This window comes from Alienimonas sp. DA493 (assembly GCF_043951915.1).
In the GTDB taxonomy this organism is placed as follows: Bacteria; Planctomycetota; Planctomycetia; order Planctomycetales; family Planctomycetaceae; genus Alienimonas.
In genome coordinates, this window is record NZ_JBINJD010000293.1 from 1 (window position 1) to 2,266 (window position 2,266).

Genomic DNA, 2,266 nt, shown 5'->3' on the forward strand with positions numbered 1-2,266 from the left:
CGGCCGTGGTTCGGCCCCGCGGGCGGCAGGCGCGGGATACGTGTCGGGACCTCGCGGTCCGTGCGGTGCGGGCGCTGTCGCACGCCCCAAGTCGTCTCTGACCGCCGCACGTCGGCGGGAGCGGTCCCGCCGGAAGTCCCCGCCGTGGCACTCACGGCTTGCCGCTGGTCGCTATTCCGCGGGACGGACCAACGCCCGCAGGTTCTCGGGAATCGGGAACTCCGCCTCTTCTCGGGCGTACAACTTCGCCAGCGGCTTGCGGTCGGCGAAGTAGCGGATCGCGTTCGAGGTTTTCAGGTAACGCTCGCCCTGCGGACCGCCGCCCTGCTCCTTCGTGTTGCTGCGGAGCCACTTGTTGAGGATGACCGCGGCGGAGTCCCCTTCGCCTTCGGAGGTGAAGTCGCGGAGGACCCCGCAGAACTCCACGAGCCGCTGCCGGTCCACCACGTCGATCGCCCGGCCGATCGCTCCCAGCACGGGCGCCACCGTCACACCCTTTTCGGCGGACGGGAACTGTTCCCGGATGAACGCGAGGGCGGGTTGAACCGCCTTGACGATCTCAACCTCCTGGCCCGGGTCGGGGTTGTGGCGGGAGCGGCCGAACGCCATCCAGCGGGCCATGCTCACGTCCCACTTGCCGGTCTTCACGCCGGAGATCTTGGCCCGGTCGCTCCCGGACCGCTTCGTCCCCTCGTCCACCAGCACCATCGCGTGCTCCGAGACGTTGAAGAACACGAGCGTCTGGAACGGCGTGTCGGCGCCGACGCAGGCCCGCAAGCGGTTCTGCCCGTCGAACAGCAGTCCGTTCTCGTTGAACGCGATGCCTTGGTGGGTCAGGCCCCACCCGCCGCGCTTCATGCACTCCTGATAGCGGCCGATACTGTACGGCTTCTTGTTGCGGTTGTTCTCGATGTGGTGGTGAACCAAGATCCGCTCAGCCACCGCGGGGGTGACGGTCGCCAGCGAGGCGTAAATGCCGTCCGCGATGTGGACCGGGCGGCCCATGCCGAGTCGCGAGGCGAACGCGGACCAACGGTCCGACGACTGGGCCGCTGGCACGCGGCGTTGAACTTCGGAGGTAATCACTTCGACGCTTCCGGGGTGGGAGGAACGAACAGGGAACGGGCAACCTCGTTGCCCCACACAGACCAACCGGGCACTTGCTCCCGGCCGAAAAGCTCCAGCCGAGGGCCGGGGCTGACTGTCTCGATGAGCCGCCGGAACAACGGCGGTTTGCGGCTGTGACCGATGCGGTCGTGCTCGACCACGCTCCATTTCTTCGCCGTCATGGCGTCGTCGGTCGGCGGGAACTGGAGCCCGCCCCGAATACCCAGCAGCAGGAACTCGTGATTGATCCGCCAGTAGTTCCCGATGCCGACCTGCGGCTTGTGCCAAATCAGGATGCTGCGGTACTCAAATCCCCACGCCTCGATGATGTCGAAGGCGTCCCGCAGGAATGCATTGGTCGTCCAGAGGTGCAGATGGGCCTTGTCGGCGGCGAGGTCCGCCACCGGCAGCGCCGCGATGTCCTCCACCGTCATGGTGACGTAGTGGTTCCCGGTCGCCGCCCGGGTGCCTTGATTCCCGTAGGACCACGCAGGGTCGGCGTAGACGGTGCCGAACTTCTCGCCGGTCGCGGCCAGCGCGTGCAGGTCGCCCACCGTGCAGCCGCCGCCGTCCGGTTCGGGGGGCGGGGTCGCATCGGGGCGAGCCAGCTTCTTCGCCAGCTTCAACGCCCCCGCGGTCGTTAGTTCCTTGCCGGCCTCGATCGTGCCGGAGACGTATTCCTCGAAAGCGTCGGCGGGGACGCGGGCGATCGACTGCCAGCGGGAGGACTGATGGCGCCCAATTCCGAAATGTGACAGCGTGTTACATTTCACCCCTTTGCCGATATCGCTGGCGGCAATCAGTTCGCCCGCCTTCCGCTCCGCCCGCAGCTTCAATTCCGCGGCTTTGTTTTGCATGTCCAGCGACAGGGACGCTTGCTTGGCGTAGACCCGCATGGCCTCCGCCTGATCTCGCATCTCCTTCACTTCGCCGACCGACTCCGCCCGTGCGATAGCCGCACAGGCTTCGTCGTAGCGGATGAGGGCCGGGTGGGCTGACAAAACGTCGCTTTCAGTGGGCAGACCGGGAGCGCTCGCCCCGGTCGGGGGTTTTGAAAACAGGGTGAACTCAGAGGGCCGCGTTCACGCCGCGGCGGGCGTCGGGGTCACTCGTTCTTCACCAACAAGATTTCCGGCGCGGTCTCGTTGGTGGACTTCCG

2 protein-coding genes are annotated in these 2,266 nt (G+C 66.9%); both read right to left on the reverse strand.

Annotated features, from left to right (window positions below; genetic code table 11):
- Positions 1-171: 171 nt before the first annotated feature.
- Positions 172-1,005, reverse strand: a complete 834-nt coding sequence (locus ACG2DA_RS22465) for a hypothetical protein (RefSeq protein ID WP_395258893.1) — start codon at positions 1,003-1,005, stop codon at positions 172-174.
- A 77-nt stretch (positions 1,006-1,082) separates the two neighbouring features.
- Positions 1,083-2,108: an MT-A70 family methyltransferase gene (locus ACG2DA_RS22470; protein WP_395258895.1), complete on the reverse strand. Its 1,026-nt coding sequence runs from the start codon at positions 2,106-2,108 to the stop codon at positions 1,083-1,085.
- Positions 2,109-2,266: the final 158 nt, after the last annotated feature.